Annotated in this window: 22 protein-coding genes; 4 read left to right on the top strand and 18 right to left on the bottom strand. The window is 47.0% G+C overall.

Features of this window, described 5'->3' with window-relative positions; genetic code table 11:
* Positions 1-445 precede the first annotated feature (445 nt).
* Positions 446-1,060, top strand: a complete 615-nt coding sequence (locus tag H065_RS0114545) for a hypothetical protein (protein WP_017813810.1) — start codon at positions 446-448, stop codon at positions 1,058-1,060.
* A gap of 176 nt (positions 1,061-1,236) precedes the next feature.
* Here the strand turns inward: H065_RS0114545 and H065_RS0114540 are convergent, their stop codons facing one another.
* From H065_RS0114540 to H065_RS0114520, 5 genes are all read right to left on the bottom strand, one after another.
* Complete coding sequence (locus H065_RS0114540) at positions 1,237-2,328, bottom strand: GntR family transcriptional regulator (RefSeq protein ID WP_017813809.1); 1,092 nt, start codon at positions 2,326-2,328, stop codon at positions 1,237-1,239.
* A gap of 379 nt (positions 2,329-2,707) precedes the next feature.
* Positions 2,708-3,634: a prenyltransferase gene (locus H065_RS0114535; protein ID WP_017813808.1), complete on the bottom strand. Its 927-nt coding sequence runs from the start codon at positions 3,632-3,634 to the stop codon at positions 2,708-2,710.
* A 256-nt stretch (positions 3,635-3,890) separates the two neighbouring features.
* On the bottom strand, positions 3,891-4,349 hold the full coding sequence (locus H065_RS0114530) for a PTS sugar transporter subunit IIA (protein WP_017813807.1): 459 nt from the start codon (positions 4,347-4,349) through the stop codon (positions 3,891-3,893).
* 131 nt (positions 4,350-4,480) lie between these two features.
* On the bottom strand, positions 4,481-5,854 hold the full coding sequence (locus tag H065_RS0114525; RefSeq protein ID WP_017813806.1) for a PTS fructose transporter subunit IIC: 1,374 nt from the start codon (positions 5,852-5,854) through the stop codon (positions 4,481-4,483).
* 85 nt (positions 5,855-5,939) lie between these two features.
* Positions 5,940-6,704: a DeoR/GlpR family DNA-binding transcription regulator gene (locus H065_RS0114520; protein WP_017813805.1), complete on the bottom strand. Its 765-nt coding sequence runs from the start codon at positions 6,702-6,704 to the stop codon at positions 5,940-5,942.
* A 512-nt stretch (positions 6,705-7,216) separates the two neighbouring features.
* Here H065_RS0114520 and H065_RS0114515 point away from each other — a divergent pair.
* A complete protein-coding gene (locus H065_RS0114515; protein ID WP_017813804.1) occupies positions 7,217-8,191 on the top strand; it encodes a hypothetical protein in 975 nt (324 codons plus the stop codon).
* A 108-nt stretch (positions 8,192-8,299) separates the two neighbouring features.
* Here H065_RS0114515 and H065_RS0114510 read toward each other — a convergent pair whose 3' ends face one another.
* The 3 genes from H065_RS0114510 to H065_RS0114500 are packed head-to-tail and all read right to left on the bottom strand — an operon-like array spanning position 8,300 to position 11,583.
* Positions 8,300-9,268, bottom strand: a complete 969-nt coding sequence (locus H065_RS0114510) for a DUF1861 family protein (protein WP_017813803.1) — start codon at positions 9,266-9,268, stop codon at positions 8,300-8,302.
* A 36-nt stretch (positions 9,269-9,304) separates the two neighbouring features.
* Positions 9,305-10,402: a hypothetical protein gene (locus H065_RS0114505; RefSeq protein WP_017813802.1), complete on the bottom strand. Its 1,098-nt coding sequence runs from the start codon at positions 10,400-10,402 to the stop codon at positions 9,305-9,307.
* The gene (locus tag H065_RS0114500) at positions 10,402-11,583 is read right to left on the bottom strand and encodes a glycosyltransferase family 4 protein (protein ID WP_017813801.1); all 1,182 of its coding nucleotides are present in this window, start codon (positions 11,581-11,583) and stop codon (positions 10,402-10,404) included. The genes H065_RS0114505 and H065_RS0114500 overlap by 1 nt, the downstream gene beginning before the upstream one ends.
* Positions 11,584-12,026: 443 nt before the next feature.
* Between H065_RS0114500 and H065_RS26000 the strand changes: the two genes are divergently transcribed.
* A complete protein-coding gene (locus H065_RS26000) occupies positions 12,027-12,611 on the top strand; it encodes a 50S ribosomal protein L25 (RefSeq protein ID WP_017813800.1) in 585 nt (194 codons plus the stop codon).
* Positions 12,612-12,793: 182 nt separating this feature from the next.
* On the opposite strand, the gene H065_RS0114490 is transcribed toward H065_RS26000, so the two are convergent.
* Positions 12,794-13,525, bottom strand: a complete 732-nt coding sequence (locus H065_RS0114490) for an O-methyltransferase (RefSeq protein ID WP_017813799.1) — start codon at positions 13,523-13,525, stop codon at positions 12,794-12,796.
* A gap of 221 nt (positions 13,526-13,746) precedes the next feature.
* On the opposite strand from H065_RS0114490, the gene H065_RS0114485 reads away from it, so the two are divergent.
* Entirely contained in the window at positions 13,747-14,637 is an 891-nt protein-coding gene (locus H065_RS0114485) for a LysR family transcriptional regulator (RefSeq protein WP_017813798.1), read from the top strand.
* A gap of 75 nt (positions 14,638-14,712) precedes the next feature.
* Here H065_RS0114485 and H065_RS0114480 read toward each other — a convergent pair whose 3' ends face one another.
* The 9 genes from H065_RS0114480 to H065_RS25990 all read right to left on the bottom strand — a co-directional run bounded on the left by H065_RS0114480 (position 14,713) and on the right by H065_RS25990 (position 26,123).
* On the bottom strand, positions 14,713-16,743 hold the full coding sequence (locus tag H065_RS0114480) for a PTS fructose transporter subunit IIABC (protein WP_017813797.1): 2,031 nt from the start codon (positions 16,741-16,743) through the stop codon (positions 14,713-14,715).
* 73 nt (positions 16,744-16,816) lie between these two features.
* Positions 16,817-17,728 (bottom strand): 1-phosphofructokinase, encoded by a 912-nt coding sequence (pfkB, locus tag H065_RS0114475; protein ID WP_017813796.1) that lies wholly within the window; start codon positions 17,726-17,728, stop codon positions 16,817-16,819.
* 2 nt (positions 17,729-17,730) lie between these two features.
* The gene (locus H065_RS0114470; RefSeq protein WP_026136244.1) at positions 17,731-18,477 is read right to left on the bottom strand and encodes a DeoR/GlpR family DNA-binding transcription regulator; all 747 of its coding nucleotides are present in this window, start codon (positions 18,475-18,477) and stop codon (positions 17,731-17,733) included.
* Between the two features lie 398 nt (positions 18,478-18,875).
* The gene (locus tag H065_RS25995; RefSeq protein ID WP_017813794.1) at positions 18,876-19,562 is read right to left on the bottom strand and encodes a DUF8580 domain-containing lipoprotein; all 687 of its coding nucleotides are present in this window, start codon (positions 19,560-19,562) and stop codon (positions 18,876-18,878) included.
* A gap of 261 nt (positions 19,563-19,823) precedes the next feature.
* A complete protein-coding gene (locus H065_RS0114460; protein WP_017813793.1) occupies positions 19,824-21,509 on the bottom strand; it encodes a glycoside hydrolase family 43 protein in 1,686 nt (561 codons plus the stop codon).
* 20 nt (positions 21,510-21,529) lie between these two features.
* On the bottom strand, positions 21,530-22,651 hold the full coding sequence (locus H065_RS0114455; protein WP_017813792.1) for a pectinesterase family protein: 1,122 nt from the start codon (positions 22,649-22,651) through the stop codon (positions 21,530-21,532).
* 65 nt (positions 22,652-22,716) lie between these two features.
* Positions 22,717-23,610, bottom strand: a complete 894-nt coding sequence (locus H065_RS0114450) for a dienelactone hydrolase family protein (protein ID WP_017813791.1) — start codon at positions 23,608-23,610, stop codon at positions 22,717-22,719.
* 1 nt (position 23,611) lies between these two features.
* The gene (locus tag H065_RS0114445) at positions 23,612-24,967 is read right to left on the bottom strand and encodes a glycoside hydrolase family 28 protein (RefSeq protein WP_017813790.1); all 1,356 of its coding nucleotides are present in this window, start codon (positions 24,965-24,967) and stop codon (positions 23,612-23,614) included.
* Positions 24,954-26,123: a glycoside hydrolase family 88/105 protein gene (locus H065_RS25990; RefSeq protein ID WP_017813789.1), complete on the bottom strand. Its 1,170-nt coding sequence runs from the start codon at positions 26,121-26,123 to the stop codon at positions 24,954-24,956. Before H065_RS25990 ends, H065_RS0114445 begins: the two co-directional genes overlap by 14 nt.
* Positions 26,124-26,141: the final 18 nt, after the last annotated feature.

Raw genomic sequence — 26,141 nt, 5'->3', positions numbered from 1 at the left:
CCTCTGTTTTATAGGGTTCCTTTACTTTCTACTCCTTCTTAAAATGGTGAATCCATTTGCTGATAACTGAATAAATAAACACTGCCTATGCATCAGCTTCAAAATACGTTGTAAGAATTCCTTTGATGCTAGTCTTTTTCACACTGGATATAGATAGTATTAATCAGACAGTTAATAAAATGTAGAATAACCTTTTGCAATCTAATTACGATCAATTAATAGATCCATTTTCCTCCTCCCCTGCCAATAAACATTTATTGTCGGACATTAATACTCAGGTTTATGTCATTTTGTATCCAGGACAAAATAAAGTGTTAAATTTCCTTTAAGAATGGCAATTATTTTAGTAAAAGTCTTCTTGAAACAAGCGTCCGGGTGTTGTAGGATGTTGAAAGGACCATAAAACCACCTGCACAAATATGAATAATTATTTATCGGAGGAAATATGCCTAATCAACCAGAACGACATTTTATAGAGGCGTGGTCTCTGATCAACCGTAAATACCTCGGCAAGGGTGTCCGCGTCAAGAGATTCCGCAGACCTACACGCTGCCAGGTCCGCAATCGCGTTTTACTGGCTGTACTGATGGTGAAGGATATTAAATTATCCGAGCTTGCGGAACGGTTATCGGTCTCATCACGCAGTGTTAGCGCCTGGGTCTACGAAGGCCGTTTACCGGGCAAAGCCAATCTTGAAAAAGTTTGCCGGGAACTTGGATATCCCCATCATATCCTGTTCAATCAACAGGTCATCAATAACAGCCCGGTGATTTGCCAGCAAGCCCCGTCCCGTTTTATGAAACGGACAATTACCCGCTCACCAGTGCGTAATCATATTCTTACCGGCTTATGTATGGTCCATGATTTGTCTGTTACGGATGTGAGCCACTGGATCGGTGTTCATCCGGGAACCTTCCGCAAATGGCTGCATCAGGCTACTCTGCCATCACCTGCATTCCAGGAGAAAACGGAACAGTTTTTCCGCATTCCCAAATCCGTTTTGTTTGCTGATTGCGTGTTGGGAGAAGAAGTCGAACCCGAATTTGCAGAAATACAGTAATACGCAGAGGTGTCTATAGAGCCTTCTGTTCGGATAAAAAAGAAAGCCCCGTCCTTCACACCATTATGGGTGCCAGGCGGGGCTTTACTTGTCTGGACATTTAATGACACACCAACAATCGAATGCTTATCCGATATTTCTTGGCGGAGCCAAATCAATCATCGACAGTATCAGGCTTAACTGGATATAACGGCTGGAGCTGATGTAGAATCACGTTGGATCAATTCGGGAGTATGAATCTTCTCTTCCCAGCTGCTGTTCCCGCTCATCATCTGCAGAATCATATCCGCGGCAGCTGTACCCAGTGCATGTTTGGGATGGCTGAGTGTAGTGAGTTTTACCTCTGTAGCTGTTGCCAGAAATGAATCATCAAATCCGACCAGTGACAGATCATCGGGTACGGACAATCCTGCTTCACGGACAATCTGCAGCAGATTAATCGCCAATTCGTCGTTATACACTACCCAACCGGTTGCCCGATCAGGTGCCGATTGCCGAATCAGCTGACGGGTCTGTTCCATTGGAGCAATATGCTTGTCCTCGGTTGTATAGGTAAAGATCAGCGAAGGCTGCAGCGGAATCCCATATTTACGGTGAGCCGCTACAAATCCACGCATCCGCCGTACCCCCTGCATATCATCCGTTTTGAAGAAGCCGGCAATCTTGCGATGACCAAGCTCGATCAGATGCTCGGCTGCCAGGAATCCACCTTGCTCATCATCCATACGCAGGCAGGGAGAATCCATCTCCTCATAGCTGGCATTAATCATAAGATAGGGAATCTCGCGATTCTCCATCGTCAGGAAATAATTAAGATTGGCACTTCGTTCGCCGCTGCGTGTCGGTTCTACAATCAATGCAGCTGGACAGTGGTTCAGCATCATTTCCAGGCATTCCCGTTCCTTACCCGGATCATTCTCCGTACTTGCTAGCAGCAATCGGTATCCCTCGGCGCGTAGTCTGGTCTCAATCCCCTGTACAATCTGCGGAAATATATAATCGGAAATATACGTAGTAATCACACCTACAATTCGATTATCTTCCTGAGGCTTTACTGCCGGATCGGCTACAAATGTCCCTTTTCCCTGCATCCGATTCAACCAGCCTTCACGTACCAGCTCTCCAAGTGCCTGACGTACTGTCTGCCTGCTGACATTGAATTGATCAGCGATCTCATGTTCCGATGGCAGACGACTGCCCGGCAGCAATCGGGAAGAGTGAATCCAGGACAATATTTCATCTCTTACTTGTCTGTATTTTGCAGCCATGATTCCTCCGAACGTATCAATTTGGATTTTATTCATTGAATATATACTTGAATTTCAATAGAGGAGTATCTTATCCAATCGAATAAGATATCGCTTACATTTCCAAACAGCTCTACTTGTATGTATGACTCTTTGGATAGATTACAATTAAAAATAGTTGTACATACATTTTAAGAAACTTTTGAAGGGATGTCCATGGCAATTCCCAACTTTGCTACGAAATCAGAAAATTAGATACATCCTTCTACAGGTAACGCATGCTAAAACGGCACATTCCTGTGAAAAGCAGAATGCGCCGTTTATTATTTATACAATTCGTAAAGGTAGCAGCAATAAAAGGATTCACCGCTGCGAACGTGACCAAATACCAAGCTTACAATCAGGTATTAAACCAGCAGGTGATCAGCTGCAGCAGAATAAGCAAGCCGCCAAACTGCAGCGATGTCCGCAGAGACAGCCACAATAATCGCTGGTGATTCTGCAGGTTGCGCTTCTCACCCTTCATCTCGCTGTACATTCTGCACAGCGGCCAGGCAACAATCAGTGCCAATATACCATAAATCGGAATCACACCGAAAATGGCGCACATAATGATACTCAGCAGTGCAAGCGACAACAGTACAATAGAGAAATAAAAGGATTTGGTCACTCCCCACCGAACGACCAGTGTACGTTTGCCCACCTGTTTATCTGTTTTCCAATGCAAAAAGTGATGATTAAAAAAGGTCAATGTTGTCAGAATACCCATCGGCAGCGACAAGATCCATAATCTCGGATCAAAATAACCTGTCTGCACGTAATACGATCCCATCACAGGGAAAATCCCGAATGATAGCAGATGCGCCATCTCGCTCATGCCTTTGCCGACATATCCATACCGTACAGGGGGCACCACATAAAATAGTGCCATAAAACAGCCCAGACCTCCCAGTAACAGTACTCCCCAGCCGCTGAGCATATACAATATCACGGCACAGATCAGCGCAACTGCAAGTACACACCACGAGACAATCTCATAGCTACGCTCACTCCATTTACCGGAGGTAAGGTAACCCGAATCCGTCGAGATCGCCTCATCCGATTCAAAAGCAGCTTTGTCTGCTCCGCTGCGATAATCCCATAGATCGTTGATCATCATGGAGAAAATATGCGCGGCACAGGCTCCTATCATCGTAATCAATGCAATCCATACATTAAACTCTCCGTTCCACACCCAGGCTGCCAGTGTCCCCTGTACGATACAGATCGCCATCAACGGAACAAAGTGCATTCTTGAAGCCTGCCGAAACTCCTGCCATTTATTCATTATATTCCACCTTTCTATTCTGATCATACGCGGCTGTTCCATAATCCAAAATGCTTTCATAACAGCTGTATATCATGTAATCATCCTTTTCAAAACAGGCTGTTTGCTGGATATGTATATAACGAATCGGTCTACAGCTACATGCATCATTAAACAGCTTGTTAAATGAATAAACGTCAAGCCAACTTTAGAGAGAAAAATAGAAAAAGACAGCATCACCAGAATGCTGTCTCGGGAAGAACGAAGAAGCCCTTTTTCAACCAATATGACGGCTTAAAATATCGATAATGTCCTGCTTGCTGCCAGCGTTCAGCAGTTCTGCACGGAATTCGTCATGGATTAACTTGCGTGACAGAGCGACCAGAATCTGCAAATGTTCATTACCTGTATTCGCTTCGGGTACACCGATCATAAAAGCCATCACTGCCGGCTGGTCATCCAGCGACTCCCATTCTAGTGGCTGCTCAAAACGGGAGAAAGCGAGTACGGCACGCGCTACACCTGCTGATTTGCCATGAGGAATAGCTACACCAAAGCCGATACCAGTCGAACTCTGCTGCTCGCGTGCTGTCACAGCTTGTACAAAAGCAGACGTATCGGTAACTGCTCCAGCAGCATGCATACCTTCTGCCATTTGCTGAATAGCTGCTTCACGTGTAGTGGCATTTGAAGGGAGGAAAATACTGTCCAGGCTCAACAGTTCACGGATATTCATCGGGTTAGGCTCCTTTGGGCTAGCCATTATACGGCTTGTCTGAAATGATGGAATAGAATGGGGAAAGAGCTTCTAATTTGTATGGACAGCGGCCGGCTGTTTGTTATACCGACCGCCTGTGTGTTTTACGCTTATGCAGTTGCTTTGCGTTTGAGCAGCAGTACCATTAGCGCGGTTACAATTGTACCGATCGCAATGGACAGTACATAGTATCCCAGGTTATCGATCGCATTCGGGATAAGGAGTACAAATATGCCGCCATGTGGTGCATGCAGTCCACAGCCAAATAGCATGGACAAGCCACCTGCTACTGCCGAACCGACCATAAAGGAAGGGATAATCCGGATCGGATCGGCCGCTCCAAACGGAATCGCACCTTCGGTAATAAAGGATAGACCGAGTACGGAAGCTACCTTGCCTGCTTGGCGTTCTTCTTTGGTAAAACGATTTTTGGCAATGAGCGTAGCCAGCCAGATACCCAGCGGAGGTGTCATACCTGCTGCCATTACAGCTGCCATTGGTGTAAAGATCGAAGCACCCAGCAGACCTACTGCAAACGTATATGCCGTTTTGTTAAATGGACCACCCATATCAAGCGCCATCATGGCTCCGAGAATTGCTCCCAGCAGTACGGCATTACCTGCGCCCATGTTGGTCAGCCATGCTGTCAGTTGCGCCAGGATCCATTGAATTGGTTCGCCAATAACGTAGACCATCAGCAGACCGATAATCAGAACAGACAATACCGGAACAATCAGAATTGGTTTGAGACCTTCAAAGTTTTTGGGCATTTTGATATTTTTGATCAGCCAGTGTGCTACATATCCAGCAATAAAACCGGCGATAATACCACCGATGAAGCCTGCACCCATATCTTTGGCGAGTACCCCACCGACCAGACCAGGAGCCAGACCCGGCTTACCGGCAATCGAGAATGAAATGAAACCGGACAGGATAATAACCATCAGTCCCATGGAAGCGCCACCAATAGTAGACAACGCTGCTCCGAATGAACCTTCTACCTGATCCACGCCACCTTTGGTAAAGGCAAACAGGAAGGAAAATGCGATGATCAATCCACCTGCAATAACGAGTGGCAGCATATTGGATACGCCGTTCATCAGATGCTTATAGAACATGTTCTGCTGCTTGCCGCCTCCGATCACTTCTTCTGCACGGGCAGGAGCGGTACCATTGGAGGCTTCCAGATTCAATGCACGTGTGATCAATTCACCCGGAATTTTGATTCCCTGTGCGACCGGTACACGAACCACGGGCTTACCTGCGAAGCGTTCTTCATCCACATCGGTATCTGCGGCTACGATAATGGCATGAGCTTCGGCAATCTCCTGGGCAGTCAGCCCATTCTCTACTCCTACAGCACCACGCGTCTCTACCTTGATTTCGATATCCCGTTCTCTAGCCGCTTTGGCCAGCGATTCGGCGGCCATATACGTGTGGGCAATACCTGTCGGACAAGCGGTAACAGCCAGTAATTTTTTCATGTTCATATCCCCTTCTGTTCATATCATTCATGGACACATGGAACCTATCGATTATACGCCCACCTATTAATTGTTAACCGCTCACTCAGACCACAATCATATCCATACCCATTCTGCGAAGTTCATTTACAACCTGTACTGGTGCTCCCCCATCAGTAATGCAGTAATCGATATCCGTCAAATCGGCAAACTTGGCATAAGCGATACCACCCAGCTTGCTGTGATCAGCAAGCAGAATCACCTGCTTGGCAATATCGATCATTTTGCGTTTGATCGCTGCCTCCGTCAGATTCGGCGTGGTAATACCTTCTCGGAGATTCAAACCATTGGTTGCCATAAATGCTTTGTCGACTCGCACCATATCCAGCGCACGCTCTGCCATCGGTCCTACAAAAGCCTGTGTATCCGGTCTTAGCAGCCCCCCGATAATCGATAGCTCGATATTGCGACAGTCCTTGAGTTCCCCCAGTACAATAACCGAATTGGTAATGACCCGAATACCTGACCGATGTCTCAATTCTCTCGCAAGCGGCAGTGTGGTTGTGCCGGAATCCAGTAATATGGTGTCTCCCTGGTTGACCATTTCGGCTGCTTTGCGAGCAATCCGTTCTTTCTCTTCACGGTAGGAATCTTCCTTCTCTCCCATATTAGGCTCAAAGTTTACACTTTGCAGGGAGACCGCTCCTCCGTGGGTTCTTTTCAACAATCTGGCATCTTCCAGTTCCTTGAGATCGCGCCTTACGGTCGAATCGGATACTTCAAATGCTTCACCCAGTTCTTGTACGGATGCACGATGATTTTGACGTAAATACTCCACTATTTTATGCTTTCGTTCTTCTTCAAAAAGCACCGGGACATCACCGCCTGTCTGCTCGTTCCATTTATAATCATAACCTGTTGTATCGAGGCTGATCGTAGTATAGATGCGTGTTGATTACTTTTGATCATTTATGATCATCCTTGATTGATTATGATTATAATAACGCTTTCATTACCTGTCAATAACATTATTTTTGTTTTTTTATCGCGTCATATAGCGGGCATCTGTATAGTGTATATCGTCCGCGGAAGCCTTTATATTTACAGGCTTTAAAGCGATCTAAAAGATTATTTTCGGGCTTTTCAAACCACCAAACGGTAACATTCAATCACAAACGGTCATCATTGTACATTTTTAATAAAATTGAGCTCATTCTTATTAAAAACCGCCTTACAAAGAAATAAAAATCGAAATACCGATTTGACTGTCGATTTCTTTATTAAGCTGTCTATAATCGGTGCAGAAATAAAGCTACTGGAACTTTTGAAGCCGGATAGCGTCTGAATAAGTATACAAACCATCATTTCCAAGGAGGCTCATCTATGAAATATACTTCAAAGCAAACATCAACAGATCCGGGTAAACAGCGACTCCCGCGTACATTAACTATTATTGGATTAACGTCTGCGTTGCTAGGTAGCAGCATGATTACTTCTACGCCTTCCCTTCTGCCTGTAAAACATGCAGAAGCAGCCATTAGCCAACAGACCAAGCAGGCGGATACCTCTTACAATCTATTTATACAGCGTCTACAAAAACCCGCTACTCTTGGATGGGCACGGGCGACGCTCGTGAACCGAATCGATGAATTCACACCAGCCCAGGCCACACTGGCGGTCCTCAAATTGGAAAATGCCTACAACCGTTACTGGACAACCGCTATGGAGCAGCTAATAGAGCCCAATCTGCAGCAGGCGATCAGTGAGATTTCCAAACCAGGCATGACCATGCTCACTGCGGCTGGCCAGGTCAAGAAAAAGGAACATCGACTGATTCTAACGGATCTGGCTTATATGGGCTACAAATTGGAAGTTACAGAAGGCACCTATCATCCAGTTGTAGATTATAAAAGCTTCAAGGTGTTCAATCCTTATATCAAACCGGATATCCGGGATTACATCAATATCATGGCTGCCGAAACCGATCAGCCAACCAGCGAGGATGCCGGTCTGATCATCGGATGGGATGAATTGCTAAATCGTACACTGGCTATGGAAAAGTTCCTGAATACGTATTCTTCTTCCAATCGTAGAATGCTGATGCAGGAATGGTATGACCGTGGGCAAATGTATGTTTTTCACGGAATAGAGAATACACCACTGTTCGAGTATGGAACGCTCACGATTGATCCAGAAGCAAAAAAAGCTTATCAAAAAATCCTCGACAGCAAAACTAATGCCCAGATTCAAAACAGTAAACTGCTGATTTATTTACAGGAATATCTGAAATTGATTGAACAATCAGGCGGTAAAAAATCAACTGAAATCACACAATTTCTGAAGCAATATTCTCTTTAATCCGCTCCACCGTTCATCCATATCAAAGCAGGCCGTTTCCCCGAGTACCGGTAGAAACGGCCTGCTATTGGCTAACTGTAGTAATAGGTCGTGCTTTCGGCCCAGCGCTTATGATTTATCACTTATCTGTACGTTTATAGTCTCATACTCAGTGAAAGGATCTTCAATATCCATGCAGTGAGCCTCAGCATCACCAACGCCTACATACAGCATTGCCCGCTGATTCCCCTGGCGGATCAGTCCTCCGCTGAATATAACATCTGTCAGATCCGGACGTTTGGACGGGCCAGGCAAAAAGTCACTCCGAACTGCAATAATCTTGATTTTAGTCTTCTCGCGGGTAAATGGATTAAGAGCAAAGGTCATCGAGTGATAATGACGATTTCCCTGCTCATCTATATAAGAGATATGCCCGAGCACCCCAAGCAGTCCATTACCAAGCAGATGGACTTCATTGGCTCCGCCCCATTCCTCTTTGACAAATTGGTCTGTGAATACCTTGGCATTAATAATAATCATCTCGCACAGAATATCGAACGATTCCACAGTACTGAAACCGATCACCGCTACTCGTCCATCGACACTGAACGGTCTGGAGAATAATCCTACTTCACCATTGTACATCTGAATAAAACGAATATCTTTCATATTCCACGGTCCTGAACCGGCATGCTTCAGTTGATGCAGGGTTGTCCCTCTATATAGTATAGTCTTCCATCCTCTGATCTTTTTCTCCGTATCAGATGGTTCAAAGTACAGTTCCACTCCGCCCATTATCCATTCTTCATCGATCTTTGTAATAAAAGGATCCTGAAGCTGGTAACGGGGCAAATGAAGACAGGGTGTCCAAACATCTTCGATACAGGTAAAGAAAATCACTTCCGAGTCCTCGGAATCCCGCTGTTCTACTCTGCCAGCCAGATACCATTCTCCTTCATTCCAGAATGGAGCCGTAATATTGTATACATCTCGATCTCCTACATCAGTAAACTGCAGTTTCTGTGGATTGCGTCCGGTAGATGTATAGGATTCCAATAATTCCAGACAGGTTCTAGGCTTCCATTCCAATCTCATCATCAGCCTTATATCAGCCTTCCCCGCGTGCATTAATGGCTATCTGCCATGCATTATTGTATGCGCCATACAGTACGATACAACATTTTCCGATCCCTGGTTTAGATTTAGCCCCCAGACGTGTATTCCGTCATAACAGCCGCCGGTCTGCTTGTCGATCAATGATGTCTGAATGGAGTTGCGCCCATGAAACCATTCGTAACAGAGCAGCGCATAATCATAATATAACTGTCGTCCGGTAATCTGATAGGCCTCCATGCAGGCCATCAGCATCTCGCTGGCCTCAATAGGTTGCTCATCATAAGGTGCCGGATCATCTCCGCGCTCCAGCCAGCCGTGACTACCAATTGGCTTGAAATAATCCCGGTTCGGAATAGTCATCCTGACCAGAAAATCCAGACTTTCTTCAGCGATGTGGGCAAAGTCACGGGTTCGCAAAAATTGCGAAGCTTTGTACATTGCCCAGGGCAGCATCGCATTACCATAAGTCATACTATTCTCATACCAGTGCCAATCTTCTCCGCGATATACCTGATACTGATCGTACAAGCCTGTCGACATAGTCTCAATCAGCTGCTCCACTTCGGCTCTCGGCAAAAATCCGGCATCATATTCTCCCTGATCGGCCGATGGGAAAACATAATGCAGGGATTCCGTCGATTCCAGCATGGTCGTTAATCCTACCAGGGCATAAGCAATCGCTCGCGGTGAGCGCAGCTTGGCCAGCTGCGGAATAGCCTGATTGATCATATAACGGCATGTATTACGAAGATCATTCGGTATTTCAGGCTGTGCTATAGTCCAGCCCAGTGCCCAGACGCATCGTCCCTGGCAATCGTCCGATCCTACAGTCTCGTTAAATACTCGATTATAATCCATGAAATTGCGGAAGGTCCCGTCCTCATTCTGAGCATGATATACAAAGGCCAGATACGTCCGCATCAAGCGAGCCGTTTCCTCGCTTTGTTGATCGGTATAGAGCATCACTGCTGCGATAAGTGCTCGGGCATTGTCATCGGTTGTATAGCCTTTGGAACGGTCAGGAATGCCAAACTTGGTATGCTGGAAAATGCCCGTATCATCTGTCAGACGAATTAAATATCGAGCAGGCAATGTCTGTTCGAGGGAATGCTGCATTATACGACACTTCCTTTCAGCCTCCGCTCCAATTGGGAGACTTCACGGAACAGCACAGAGTAGGCTTTGGCGATTTCGCTCCATCTCATGGAATTTCCTAGTTTAAGCGTTTTCGATTCCATATCCGCTTTCAGATCCGGCTGATCCAGTACATCGATAATATGTTTTTCAAGTGAAGCACTATCATGGAACTTAGCCAATAGTCCCCTACCATCGGCTAGCATTTCTACGGCATACCGATAAGGTGTGGAAATAATTACTCGGCCGTAGCCGACTCCATAAGCAAGCGTTCCACTTACCGCCTGATCCTTGCCCAAATAAGGTGTAAGGTAAATATCCGATAGTACGAGTGACTCCACAACTTCTTCCTGGGTTAGATGCTTATCCACAAATTGAACATGCTGCTCCAGACCAAATTTGGATATCAGCTTCATAAGCTTCTCGCGGTAAATCTCTCCAGATTCCTGTTTGATATTGGGATGTGTCTTGCCCCAGATAATATAGAGGGCTTCCGGATGCTTGCGAATGACGCCTTTCATCGCTTCAATCACATATTCGATCCCTTTGCCGGGACTGAGAAATCCAAACGTAGATAATACATTCCGGTCTGTATAACCATAACGTTCCTTGAGTTCACTACGAGAACCGGTATCGACAAATGGGACGCCATGATGATACATTTTTATTTTTTCTGAAGCTATATCATAAACATTAATCAGATCATCAACCTTGTTTTGTGCCATGGTCACAACCGTATTGCTCAATTGCCCCAATCGGTTCATGATCATACGCTGCTTGCTGTCCGGCTCTGCCAATACAGTATGGAAAATGACGACAAATGGTATGGTGAGCGCTTCAGCCAGCTGAAGCAAATACTCTCCGCTTGTTCCACCATAGATTCCGAATTCATGCTGAATAACCAGCAAATCCAGATCTCCGGCATTAATATGCTGAGCAGCCTGAATATAATCGCTCTCGTGCTGCTGACGAATCTGTCCAATCACTTCATCCCCATACGTATAGGAATGACTGTTGTTCACCGCAATCATCCGCGGATTGTTGAAATCCTTTAACTTGCCTAATTCGCTCATCATATCATGGGAGAATGTTGCCAATCCGCACTCTCTCGGAAGACTTGTACCCAAAAAGCCTATATTCAGTTTGCCATTATTGCTTTTCATTATTAATTCCTCCTCTGATCGAATATTGTACAATGTTGCAGGGCTGTCGGTTGACATAATAATCGATACAAAATAAAAAGGGAAATAAAGTAAACTTTATTCCCCTTGGAAGATAGTAATATGAAATTAAAACAAGATGTGTAAAGAATATAGAAACAAAATCAATATTTATTATTCTAAACTGTAACATCCATTTATTGGAAAGTCAATCATTTATAATATTATGTAAACAATTAAGATAATTAATTTTACCTACTATGTAATAAAAATTGACAATTCCGAAACCTGTGTTAAGCTTAAGGAAGTCATACACGTACAAACATACCTATTCACATATTAGATACGGCGGATTGGAACGATGATGTACATCTCTGAATCCGTCTTTTTTATGGGCATTTTTTTAACCAACTACCATCTTGTAACATATGCCAGGAGGCAACCTATTGAGTAATCTAATCGAACTAAGCACACGCACACATGAACAGAAATCCCAGAACAAAAACCTGAGAAAAGAAGGCAAAATCCCGGCGATCGTATACGGTAAAGAATTTGGCAGTCGTTCTGTCAGCGTCGGTGAGAAAGCTCTGCTGCTTGCGATCAAGGAAAATGGACATGCTATTCTAAATGCCAGTATTCCTGAGATTGGCAATAAGCCAGTGGTCATTCAGAATATCCAGCGGGATGCTTTGACTAATAAAATTATCCACATTGACTTCCATCAGTTGAATATGAACGCTGCCATGGATTCTATGGTTACTATTCATTTCGTCGGCGAACCGGCAGGCGTCAAAGCCGGCGGCAGCTTGCAAACGGAATTGTATGAAATCGAAACGCGTTGCATGCCCGACAAACTGCTGAGTTCCTTTGAAGTGGACATCAGTGGTATGGAAATTGGCGATAGCCTGCTCGTATCCGATCTGCAGCTTCATGAAGGCGTGGAGGTTCTATCCGAGCCTACAGCAGTTATGATTCGTGTAGCTCCACAGGTACAGACGGCTGAAGAAACGACCGAAGAGCCTACGGCATAATGCAATTATCTATATGCTAATCGGCTTTGCATAAACAAGCACCTCCCAGTGTTCTCCATCGTATCTGACAGGAGAATTCGGGAAGTGCTTGTTTTTTGTCGTACATCGGTATGTTCAGCAGCATATAAGACATACATTATGGCAGAATCGAAAGGTATACACTATAACAGAATCGAGACGATTTATTTTATATTGTATTCAAGATCTGCTACTGGTGTCTGCACATCTTCATTAACAATCCCAATCATAAATCCGTCATAACCCTTTCTGCCCAACGTCTGTATAGCTGTAGCGGTAATACGCGGTTCGTCTGCCAGCATATCATAAAATGTCCGTACCCCTTTGATACGCGGATCACTGCTGTGACGATTAATAATCTCTCCTTCACGAATCACATTATCGCCGAAAATAACAGTACCCCGCCGGGAAAAGTGCAGTGCCCATTTCAGATAATGGGGATTATTCGGTTTGTCCGCATCGATGAAAATAAAATCAAACGGCTCTACCTGTTCCTCCTCCAGCCGGGCCAGCTGCTCCAGCGCATCTCCCTGTCTCAGTTCGATCTGCGGGGTAACACCGGCAAGCTCAAAATTGGCCCGCGCTGTATCGGCATGATGCTGATCCAGCTCCAAGGTGATAATTCTACCGTCTGTCGGCAGTGCACGCGCCATCCAGATCGTGCTGTACCCACCCAGTGTACCAATCTCCAGTATACGACGTGCGCCGGACATGCGAATCAACAACTGCAAAAACTGACCCTGAACCAGAGACACATCAAATGGCGGCAAATCTGCCTGATGATTATTGTCCAGTACCTCCTGCATCACCGGATCGATGGGAATCAATTTCTGCTCTACATAATGGTCTACTTCGCTCCACTGCTGTTCATGATCTGTCGAATATCCAATACTCATAATAATCGCTCCCTTATACTGTTATGATCGAGATCAGCAGCCCGGACAGTAGTCCGATCATTTTCCCTGCCATGCTTCTAATCTCTACTACCAGCATAACGCTTGTAAAATGATGAATATAATATATCTTTATTAATTATTCATATATATAGGTTATGATTAATAGATCAGCGACTGTAGTTATACTCAATAATTGTCTTCCAGGGAAAGGAGTATCTCCAATGAATCTGCATGCACTTCGTTTATTCCATACTATCGCAGCTACCGGTAATGTGACGCGCGCTGCTGAACAGCTCAATATTAGTCAGCCTGCGATTACCGCTCAGATCAAAAAGCTGGAAAAAGAACTCCGCCTTCAGCTGCTGCAGCCGATGGGTCGCGGGATTGCCCTGACAGCTGCTGGAAAAGATATTGCCAGTATGGCGGCTCGGCTGTTTGCAGTAGAGCAGCAGATCGAGCAGTTTTGTGAGCAGTACGAACAGGGGATCGCCGGACAGATTACTCTGGCAGCGACTTATCTGCCCTCGCACTTTCTGCTGCCGGGCTGGCTATCCCGTTTCAAACGGCAGTACGAAGATGTGGAATTGACCATTCATACGACCAACTCGGCCGATGCATTGCATATGCTGACCCATGTGCAGGTTGATCTGGCGATCTACGGCGGTGTACCAGAACGTGCCAATGAATGGATTGATATGGAGGAGCTTTTTCGGGATGAGCTTTGGTTTGTCGTGGCGCCGGATCATCCGTTTGCCGATCGGCATATTTCACTGGCCGAGATGATGCAGCAGCCTTTTGTGATGCGGGAACAGGGCAGCTCTACACGCGAGCGTCTACTGTCTCTTTGCCGCACCTATAATCTGGCAGCACCGCGTATTACACTGCAGTTCAATGGACTGTATGAAGCGATTGAAGCGGTTATTGCCGGTTATGGAGCCAACTTTGTCTCTTCCGTGATTGTGCGAGAAAGAGTCAAACGCGGCGAATTATGCCGTGTGTATGTAGATGACGTTCAGCTGCATAATACGATTGCTGTCTGCACACGCAGTCAAGAGCCGCTTTCTGCGGCAGCCCGCCATTTTATCGAATTGGTTCGGGAACATCCTTTTTAAAAATGAACAAAAAAAATCTCCCGGCACCTTTTATCCAATCGGATATTGGTGTATGGGAGATTTTATTTTTTAGTGTTATGCAGCTGTTTTCTTGGTTTCAGTCATTTTTTGCTGTACTGATTTTTTCCAGATACCCAGCACCAATGCAGAGACAACAGCACCGATAATAACTGCCAGCAGGAATAACATTGCCGCTACGAGATTGCTGCCACTTCCGTTGTTCGCCAGGGCAGCTACGAAGATACCACCGTGTGGAGCCGGCAGATTGATATGCCAGAACTGGGTCAGACCGCCTGCTACAGCAGAACCAATAATACATGAAGTCAGTACGCGCAGCGGATCAGCTGCCGCGAATGGAATCGCACCTTCGGTGATGAAGGACAGACCGAGTACATAGTTGGTTACACCGGATTTGCGTTCTTGCTCAGTGAATTTATTTTTGAAGAAGGTTGTAGCCAGGGCAATTGCCAGTGGAGGCACCATACCCCCTGCCATAACAGCAGCCATCATCAGACCATTTGTATTGCCACTGGAAGTGAATACACCGATAGCAAACGCATAGGCTGCCTTGTTGAAAGGTCCCCCCATATCGATTGACATCATACCGCCCAGGATCAGACCGAGAATAATTGCATTACCAGTTCCCAGATTGTTCAGTACATCAACAAGCCAAGTGTTAATCCATCCGAAGATCGGATCGAATAGATAGAACATAATTGTACCGGTAATTAACAGACCCAGTACAGGGTACAGCAGAATCGGTTTTAATCCGTCAATGGCTTTGGGCAGACCGGCCAGCAGCTTGCGAAGACCAATAACTACATAACCAGCCAGGAAACCGGCAGCCAGACCGCCAAGGAAACCGGCATTGGAGTGAACGGCCATCAGACCGCCGACCATACCAGGCATGAGTGCCGGACGATCACCAATACTCATTGCGATAAAACCAGCCAGAATCGGAATCAGGAAGAAGAATGCGCCTTCTCCGCCACCGATTGTCTGCAGCAGTTGGAAGAGTGGATTGTTCTCACCGGCTGTCTGCTCGATCAGGAAGGAGATTGCCAGCAGGATACCACCACCGACAACGAACGGCAGCATATGGGAGATACCATTCATCAAGTCTTTGTAGATTTTGCTGCCTACGCTTGTTTTCTCCTGGGATGCTCCTGCTTCGCCAGACGATTTACCACCCGAGCTGCGGTATGTTGGCGCATCACCTTTCATGGCTTTGGTAATCAGTTCTTCGGTTTTGCGGATACCGTCGCTTACCGGTCTTTGCAATACAGGTTTGCCGTCAAATCGATCCATCTCGACCTTTTTATCGGCTGCTACGATAACACCGCTTGCGCGACGAATCTCATCTTCAGTCAGCACGTTTTGTGCGCCTTCGGAACCGTTGGTTTCTACGCGTATTTCCACGCCCATTTCCTGGGCTTTTTTGATCAGTGCATCTTCTGCCATAAAGGTATGCGCGATACCGGTAGGACATGCCGTAACGGCTACAACGAATGGCTGGCTTGCCGCATTGCCGGTCAGCATCTCACCTGCCTGCTGCTCGCGTGTATTTTCTTGCTGCTGTTCGCTGGCTTTGGCCGCTTCCGCCTCTTTGGCAGCCTTCGCTGCTTTTTTCGCTTCTTCTTTCGCATCGGCTTCTGCCTGCTTCTCATCGAACAGGGTAGCGACTTCATCCGGTGTCTGCGTATTCATCAATTGGGCAATGAAATCGCTATCAATGAGCAGCTTGGACAATGCGGCAAGTGTACGCAGATGTGTGTTCGCTGCGCCTTCCGGAGCTGCGATCATAAAGAACAGATGCGCCGGTTCGCCGTCCAGGGATTCATAATCAACGCCACGCGGGCTTTTGGCAAATACAACCGTTGGTTCATTTACTGCTCTGGTCTTCGCATGCGGCATTGCGATGCCTCCGCCAATACCCGTACTGGATTCCCCTTCACGTTTCAGGATCATTTCCTTGAACAGGATCGGATCGTTAATGCGGCCGCTGGACGTCAGGCTAGCGATCAGCTCATCAATAGCAGCTTCCTTTGTTACCGCCTGCAGGTCCATGATCATGACCTCTTTGATCATCAGGTCTGTAATTCTCATTGTGTACACTCCCTTAATGTCAATCATCCTCTGCCGCTGTACAGGCGGCGGAAGATGTTAATATGAATACTTTTTAGACTTTGTTAATACTTACCTGTGGCAATAGTTCATCAATCTTGGCACGATCGGCCAGATCATCGGAGAATGCAGTCGCACTGCCCGAGGCTACTCCTGTACGGAAAGCTTCCAGTGGATCACCATTCAATACTAGCGTACCGACAAATCCACCGATCATCGAATCGCCTGCACCAACCGAGTTTTTCACCTGTCCCTTGGGAACATTGGCATGATAGACTTTGTCAGCCGTGATAAACAAGGCCCCTTCGCCTGCCATGGAAATGAGTACGTTTTTGGCTCCTGCTTCCAGCAGCTTGCGTCCGTAGGTAACGATTTCTTCACGAGTGCTGATCGTTACGCCAAACAGTTCAGCCAGCTCATGATGATTTGGCTTCACGAGAAGCGGACCATGCGGCAGAGCTTCCAGCAGTGCCTTGCCTGTCGTATCAATTACGAACTCGGCACCAGCCTGATGGCAAACTTCGATCAGACGATCATAGAAGTCGCTGCCGAGTGAAGGTGGTACACTACCGGACAAGACGAGCACATCACCTTTGGTAAGAGTGGACAATTTGCTCACCAGCTGATCTGCTTCTGCTGCTGTAATAGCAGGACCCAGACCATTGATCTCGGTTTCGTCGCCGTGCTTGAGCTTGACATTGATCCGTGTATCGTCGGCAATTGTAACAAAATCTGTCTTGATGGAATCCTGCTGCAGCTTGTCTTCAATATAACGACCGGTAAATCCGCCGAGGAATCCAATCGCTGTATTATCCGCACCGAGTTGATTCAGGATACGGGATACATTGATTCCTTTTCCGCCGGGAAGCTTCAGATCACGTTTCATACGATTCAAATCGCCAAGCTTGAGTTCGTCCACTTCCACGATGTAATCGATAGAAGGGTTGAGTGTCACTGTGTATATCATAGTTATCCCTCGATTATTTTAGTTTTATTCATGATGGTCGGGCGCGAATGTTCCGGCACCGATTCGGTAATAAGTACAGCATCATCCAGATCCAGCAGTTTGGCAAAAGTAACTTCGCCGATCTTGCTCGAATCAGCAAGCACATACGTATGAGCAGCCAGTTCGTGAGCACGACGCTTGATCATGGCTTCTTCCGGATCAGGCGTTGTATAGCCCATATCCGCGTCTACACCATTTGCTCCCAGAAAACATTTGTCAAACCGGAAGTTATCTATATTTTGCAAAGCCATACTGCCGATCACTGCCTTGGTATGAATCTTCATCATACCGCCAAGCAGATAGCTGCGAATTCGCTTGCTGACAAGCGCTTCGACATGAGACAGACCATTGGTCACTACGGTAACATCCTTGGCTTCAATATAAGGTATCATCGCCAGGGTCGTAGTACCTGCATCCAGATAGACACATTCGCCATCTTCAATCTCATAAGCAGCCAACCGGGCAATTATACTCTTTTGGTGAACGTTTGTGAATGTTTTTTCTTCCATGCCGGGTTCCTGCGTTTTCTGATTCAGCAGTGTGGCGCCCCCATGGATACGCTTGAGCAGCTGGCGTCCTTCTAGGTCGATCAAATCGCGTCGTATCGTTGATTCAGAAGCTCCAAGTACATCAACAAGCTCCTGCAATTTGACGATACCACGTTCCTGTAAGCGCTCTATAATCAGATTGTAGCGTTCCTCTGTAAGCATATTCATTCCTCCAACTGCTTTTAATACTACCACAAAGCTGACAAAAAACAATCACTCTCCTTCAAAAATATTCAAAAAGTTTCACGGTTCGACGTTTTTCGTTCACAATTTTGAACACAAGGAAAAAACTTACACTTCATTATGTATTTATCGGCAGAAACTGAGGTAATTCATAGTTTTATATACAAAAAAAGCCAACAGCAGCAGCCGTCGGCAATTGTAACCTACAGAAGCAAAAAGATTAGGCAATAAACTTTGATAAAGATCTACTCATTATGAAAAAATAAACAGCAGACAGTCTTCCATTCCGGAGAACAAGTTATAGGTTCTGCCGTTAATTGTCCCATTATATATTCCGAATTGCTATACAAATAGCGAGATCAAAGTGCCCTATTTTTTTATTTTGCCTGAATACTCGCAAGAGAATCGTAAGCGAGCGGGTTGAACAATCCGCCTTCTTCTCCAACTGGTTGGTTCATGCGGAAAATATAACCTTGCTCTCCCTTCGGTTCCCAAACGACATAATTTTTCAGTAGCTTTTCATTACCCGCTTGCAGGAACAGAGGTGCATTGGTCAGCGGTTCTCCGATGGTATCACCGCTGTATTCCCGTACTTCACTCGTTGCAGCCAGCTCCTTTTTACCCTGTTGGCGGAGTTCGTCCAGGTTGAAGTCTGCCGGAAGTGTTTCAATCTCGGCATAGTATTCAGGATTGGATTTCAAAAATAGACGATTATTCTTTAATTGAAGCTCCTCATATACATACAGTGAATAACCATCTCCCTCTGTCAACACGGCACGATGCTTGCTCAGTTCGCCATTAATCAGCATTTCATTAGTCCGGGTCTGTGGACGCTCGGCAGATGCAGATTCACTATTGTTCTGTTGTACTTCCATACCAGCTTCTCCGGATTGTTCCCCGCTAGTGTTGCCGGTCTCTTTGTCCGATGCTGCAGGATCGGCTGTACCGGAATCTGCTGCAGGTGGTGCAGGAACTGGCGCCGACGCTTTTTCACTGCATGCGGTAAGTACTGTACTCAGCAGCAGCGCAGACAGTCCTATCGTATACAAATGGTTGATTTTCATCTCTATTTCCTCCTTGTGTGGCTATTCCTGACTGTGCCCTGATCCATGTGCAGACAGGTGTATATAAAGAAAGACACTTCAAGGCAACGAAAAGTTACACTTTTTATTATTTGCCTTGTTCATCTTATATGGACAAACTGAATACAAGCACGCCAAAAAGACATACCCAGAGATATGTCTTGATGGATAATACCTATTATTTTAATTCCAATTACCGTTTGTGTTCAGGACAGCAAAGTCGATTGAGCGAAAATGTCTGCTTTACCGATCCTGTCCCTGATAGCGAAAATGACTAAAATCCGCATGACTTCCTCTGAATTGATACATATCATGGGCAGCAATGCCTACAAAATTGCCTGTGAAGCCGCCCGACAAAAAATGGATATTTTCCGGCGCATACAGTGGCTGCCAGTCCAGCTGCTCAGAAGCTGTACCGATGCCATAATAGAATTGTGCCTGCGTCTCATGGACCTCCACACCCAAATGAACCATGCCTTGATCCGGAATTACAATATATTCCGGGAGCAGACTGAACTGATCGGCAGCGCACTTCATCAGACGGATCACCCTGCGATGGTCTTCACGGCTCACATACACATAGAGATAATTGTCTTCATTTAGATAAAGCAGCAGCCCGGCCATTTGCAAATACTGTTGTGGATCATAATCAAGCGCGGTCTCTGCACGGAAATGCTTGTCCTGCTGGCGTAAGGCAAGCAGATGATGGTGGAACAGGGTCTGGATTGACTCACCGGCTGTCAAACGTAGATAGCCAGGTCTTGCCGTCAGAGCACACCAACTCTCATCTGCCAGAATACGCAGGGTATTCCACTCCGGTCGCAACTGTTGACTGTCAAAGGAATCTTCGAATGTCCACTGTGACTCCTGTGCAGCAGGGTCGCTAGCAGCCGTCGATGCTGTAGCTCCATTAGCTTCTCTTAAATCGGCTGTTGTATCCGCTGATTGGTCTGTATGATAGCTGCGCGGAGCAGCAATTTGCACATGAGGCAGATGACCACCACCCGTCAAACGCAGCCATCCCTGCTCATCCCAGTACACCTGCTGCAGAGCTGTCTCTCTGCCCAGGATTGCATACTGCCCTTCTACCGGACGGGTACACAGGTGAGCCATATACCATTCTCCATCAGGTGTCTCGACCAGACTCCCGTGTCCTGCACATTGCAGCGGCCAGTCGGGATGACTGCTGGAGGTCATCATCGGATTATGTGGATCGACTTCATACGGACCAAGCAGTTCTCTGGAGCGTGCTACTGTCACCGAATGTCCGCTGCCGGTACCTCCCTCGGCTGTGATCAGATAGTAATAACCATCCTTTTTATAAATATGCGGAGCTTCCGTTTTCTTGAGCGGGGTACAGTCAAACAATTTGACAGGCTCGCCGATCAGTCTGCCCTGCTCATGATCATATTCCTGGATAACAATCCCGCTGGATTTGTTACCTTCGGTGATCCGGTAATCCCAGAGTGCGTTAAGCAGCCATTTCCGTCCATCGTCATCATGAAAGAGAGAAGGATCAAATCCACTGCTGTTCAGATATACCGGCTCGGACCAGGGGCCACGAATATCAGGGGCTGTAATCAGATAATTGTGATCATCTTTGAAAGGACTTTTGGTGCTTTTGACATCGGTATAGAGCAGATAGAACCGATCATTCCGATAGCTTAGCTGTGGCGCCCAGATGCTGCAGTTTTTGGGATTGCCTCTCAGGTCTACCTGATCAGTCAGAACATCTGTGCAATAGGTCCACTCTACCAAGTCGCGAGATTCATATACCCTTACCCCAGGCAGCCATTCAAAAGACGAGACTACAATATAATACATCTCACCTACCCGCAAAATACATGGATCCGGATTGAATCCGCGCAGAATCGGATTGGTAATCATCTGCTGTGTGGTTTCTGCGATCGTCGTGTCTGCTGCTTTCATAAAGCACTTCCTTTCCGATTTTAGAAATTCCAGAAATGATCTCCGGCAAATATCCTGTCCTTCGCCCATTCTTCTGATCCATCGATCAGACAATCTGCCCATGTCACCCGATGGTTACGCAGCTGCTCTGCATGAATTGGATCATATTCCTGATACACTACCGTCTGTTCGTTGGCAGGCTTGTCCCAGTTATGCCACCCATCTGGATGAATATGTTCTCCCAGATGGCATTCCACCAGAATGGTACGTGCATATTCACGCCATGGACGACCCAGATAGACCGGCGCAATACCGGGATCACCTGTCAGATAACAGCGGTACAGAACATAACCATAAGATTGATGCTCCGGCGTCGAAGCTGCTGTGATATAAGTGGATCGATTGCGATAATGACGCAGACTATGAATCTGGCAATGGTCAAAGTAAGCTGTTGCTCCGCCAAAAATAAAATCAACCGTGCCTTCGATATAACACTGCTCGTATAGTTGGCGATACTGGCTATGATGCTCACGAATCGGTATACCACCGAATGATGCGCGTTCCCGTGGATGGGGCGGCAGTGGGCCGGTGAATAGTGTATCCTGGTGCCCCCGCAGCGTACATCCACGGAATACGGTACGATCACAATGCGCATACACGGCTACCGCCTGTCCAATACCTTCCCCTTGTCCGGCAGAATTGGTGATCGTCAGGTTCTCCAGTAACAGATTACGCCCACCCAAAAAGACTGTCGGCGTCGCAAAGGTACCTATAGGCGCACCATGCTCATCTTTTTCCATGGCATGCCGTGCTGCTGTAATCTCTACTCTGCCGAGTCCGATAATGCGCAGATTAGAACGATAGATCTGTACAGACTCCTCATAGGTTCCTTCCAGAATACGGATCGTATCCATAGGTGGCAGAGATGCGGCACTATATTCGGATCCAGGCTTATGCTGTCCATTCTCCGCTGCATATTTACCGGTCATAAAAGTATCGGATTCCCTGTTGGCTGCAGCAGACTGCACAGTGTCCCGTAAAAGGTGACCGGCTCCCTGCTGCTGTGCTTCCTTTTCCAGATCATCCACGTTATCCAGCGCATCCACTGCCGCCTGAATAGTTGGATAATCGCAAAACGGCTGTCGCCCCACCAAAATGTCCATGGCTGTTCCTTTCTATACAAATGTGAATAATAATCCTGTATGTGAATTGATTGTATTGATGCTTCTTATAGGTATTTCTGCAGAAACGACATCCATGCCGATCTCATCTCGGCTGTCTCCATATGTCCGCCGCTGCCGATAAACGGCACCCAGTGTTCGGGATGTCCTGCCTGCTCATAGATCTGCTGGAGTCCGCTTGCCAGATGCTTCACTCCATCTACCGGACATAAACGGTCATTACGCCCTACCAGACTCATCCGGGGACGCGGAGCAATCCATTGCTGGATATCGAATGTGGAATAGTATTTCAGCAGACCCGGCACATAGGAATAGAAGCCATGATGATCCAGTCCGCGCCGATCTACAAGTGTCTGTGCATCCACTTGACCACAAATATCCACAGTAACTGTGATACGCTCATCCAGTGCCGCCAGCCACCAGGCCATTAGTCCGCCCATCGACATGCCGATCGTACCGATACGCGAAGCATCGATATCTTGCCGGCTGCACATATAGTCCAGCAGTCTGCGGTTATCATGGATCATCATGCCCCACAGTACCTGGCCTTTCCAGAGCATCTCCTTGACCGTCTCGCTCTCGGTTCTGCCGCCACGTTCATTGAAGCACCACATATCAATACAGCAGGCAGCATAGCCCATCCCGGTTAACACTTCGGCAAATGAGGTCTGCTGCAGATATGGACTGCTGCGCAGGAATTCGCGTTTACCATTGGTATAATCGCCACCATGCGAGTGATTGAAAATGACCAATGGAAAAGGTCCCTCCCCTGAGGAAGGAACCGCTACATACGCTGATACCTTTTCCATACCATTGAGATCCAGCAGCAGTGTCTCCAGCCGGTAGCCATCTCGCTCTTCCTGCCAAAGCAGTTCGCTGTCCAGCGTGTACTGCTCCGGCAGATCACCCAGTAGGGTGATTAGCTGATCTCTGGTCTTCATCTTAGAGCCCTCCTGCTGTTACTTTGGCTGTCACCTGTTGTACCAGCTGCTCGGGCTTGGCGGTATGACGGGAATGACAGTCTGTAATTTCTACGGCTTCTCCATTTTCGATATAAAAGGCAGGGCCTTCATGATTGTCGATCGTGACCTGCTGGAAACGGATATCCCGGACATTGCCGAGGTAAAAGCCCCGGTTGTTCATTTCTTCGATGCCTGCCATCATGGCCGGACGGCCCGGTGTAGCATTCTCGGCCATCGAGATATCAATATTGGCAAAGGTAATCTCCGATATGTACTGCTCTGCCAATCCATACAGGAATCCAGCCGCAGCATGTACACGACGAGCCGTAATATTGGCAAAATGAATCCGGCGGAAGCATGGCGTCTCGTCGGTTACCGGATAGGGATTCTTGTCCCATACATATTTGTCCTTGCCACGCGGACCACAGAAATAATATAGATTCATAATGAACGGACAGATGACATCTTCCATTACAATATTGCTGATCCGGATATCTTCGACAGTTCCGCCGCGTCCGCGTCTGGACTTGAGACGGATACCGCGATCGGTCTGCTTGAATATGCAGTTACTGATCACCACATTACGGATATCACCGCTCATCTCGCTGCCGATCACTACACCGCCATGACCGTGCATAATGGTGCAGTTGGTGACTGTAATATTCTCGCAGGGAATGCGCTCTGCGGCATCTTCGGTACCCGACTTGATCGTTATACAGTCATCACCTACATCGATATGACAATTGCTGATCCGTACATTGGAACAGGATTCGGGATTAATGCCATCCGTATTCGGTGAATCTGCCGGGTTATGGATCGACAGATTATCAATCGTGACATTAGAGCAGCAGATTGGATTAACGGTCCAGCTCGGTGAATTCTGCATCCGTACATCCCGTATGGTCAGCCGCTGACAATGATGGAAGCTGATCAGCTTGGGACGCGGATATTGCAGCTGCTCGGGGGACTGCCGGAATAGATCCCACCAGACCTGACCATTACCAAGCAGCAGTCCACTGCCGGTAATCGATACATTCTCCAGATGTTCGCCATAGATGCAGGAGCTGTATACTTCCCTGCTGGCTCCCTCCCATCTGGACTGTACGACCGGATAATCAGCCGGATTGGTGCTGAAGGACAGCACCGATCCCGGACTGATATGCAGTTCAATATGACTTTTCATGCGGATTGCTCCGGTCTGGTACGTACCTGCCGGAATATATACCGTTCCGCCGCCATTCTGACTGGCTGCTTCGATTGCAGCAGCAATAGCCTCTGTCGACAATTTCCCGGAATCCCGGGAAGCTCCATAATCCGCTATATTATAGACTGACATCAGCTGTACCTCCGCTAGTTGGGGCGGCAGCCATATTCTCCTTTTGCGCGAGCAGCTCGTATTCGGTACAGGCCTGCAGGAACGCACCCAATCCCTTTTGATCATTGGTTACAATCGGTTCACTGATATAGTAGGCAAAGCTGCCATCCCGCTGATCGGCACCGCCCAGCCCGGCTACCTGACAGTTTTTGTTCAGATTGACCCAGCCTTCCTTGGTCGTCAGTACGAATTCATCAATCATGCCGTTATAAGCTTTATCCAGTGTAGACTGCCAGTCGGTGCTCAAAACGCCCAATCGAATTCCTTTGGCCATAGTATATGCGATCATCGCTGTCGCCGAAGCTTCCCGGTAATTGCCTTTGCGTTCCGGCTGATCCACAATCTGATACCATACGCCTGCTACGGGATCCTGATGATTTCTTAACGCTGTCAGCGTATCCGTCAGAATACGGCTTAATTCTGAATAGTCTGCATGGGAGGAAGGCAGAATCTCCAGCACATCCACCAGCGCCATACAGAACCAACCCAGTGAACGTCCCCAGAAGTGCGGAGATAATCCAGTCTCCGGATCACACCATGGCTGTACCTTTTGCTCATCCCAGGCATGGTAGAGCAGTCCTGTCTTCGCATCACGAGTATGACGTTCGCACAGGATAAACTGGCGGGTCACATCATCGATTCCCTGGCTGTTTTCAAAGTTCTGCAGATATTCCAGATAGAACGGCGATCCCATATACAACCCATCCAGCCAGATCTGATACGGATAAATCTGCTTGTGCCAGAAAGCCCCTTCCGAGGTGCGGGGATGATTCTGCAGCTGTTCACGCAGCCGTGATGCCGCAAGACGGTACTTCTCTTCTCCGGTTTCGTGGTATAGCAGGAACAGAAGCTTGCCGTTGTTAATATGATCAATATTGTATTCATCTTGGCGGTAGCCCATAATGCTGCCATCTTCCTGAATAAAATGATCCATATTATCGCGGATAAATTGCAGATAGATCGAATCGCCAGTCTGCTGCCAGAGCAGCTGGAATCCTTTGAGAATGACGCCGTAATCATAAGACCACTTTTCACGGTGTCCCCGGTCTTCATACAGCCGGGGAGTCCTCTCCATAATCGATCTGGCAGTGCGTATCGCCCATTGATTAGTATTCATACTGACCTCCATCGGTTT

This window comes from Paenibacillus shenyangensis (genome assembly GCF_000346635.1).
Classification (GTDB): domain Bacteria; phylum Bacillota; class Bacilli; order Paenibacillales; family Paenibacillaceae; genus Saccharibacillus; species Saccharibacillus dauci.
The sequence above is the reverse complement of the archived record's forward strand: the minus strand, read 5'-3'. Positions and strand labels throughout refer to the sequence as shown.